Source organism: Polaromonas sp. P1_G1 (genome assembly GCF_056405595.1).
In genome coordinates, this window is sequence record NZ_JBFUBU010000223.1 from 1 (window position 1) to 417 (window position 417).

The window sequence follows — 417 nt, forward strand, 5'->3', positions numbered from 1 at the left end:
GTGTGGGACGAGACAGCTTTTGCAGAAGGCGTGAAGGCCGCAGGCCACCATGCGCTGAGCCACCAGATTTTCAGCGTCCGGGCGCGTGTGGTCTGCAAGGACATGCCCGCCTCCAGCACCACCGCCTACTTGAGCGGTTTGCTCATTGGCACTGAACTCAAAGACGTGCTGCAGGGCAGTGCAGGCACGGGCCCGCAGGGCACGTTCAAGCTGCTGGGTTCACCGCAGTTGGCGGCCCACTACCAAACCGCGGCCCAGCATCTGGGCTTGTCGTTCGACATCCTTGATGCCAAGGCCGCCTTTGTGGCGGCAGTCCACCACATTCACTTGAACTGGAAACCACTATGAGCGATTCCCTGGAACTGTTGGCGCGTGCGCGCCACACCCCCTTGGTGGCCATCTTGCGCGGGCTAGTGC

The 417-nt window shown here is 62.4% G+C and carries 1 protein-coding gene; it reads left to right on the forward strand.

Translation table 11 applies throughout. The annotated features are described in order from the left end of the window. The coding region (locus AC1D1Y_RS26580; RefSeq protein WP_477684980.1) for a 2-dehydro-3-deoxygalactonokinase at positions 1-348 on the forward strand (348 nt) is incomplete at its 5' end. Positions 349-417 lie beyond the last annotated feature (69 nt).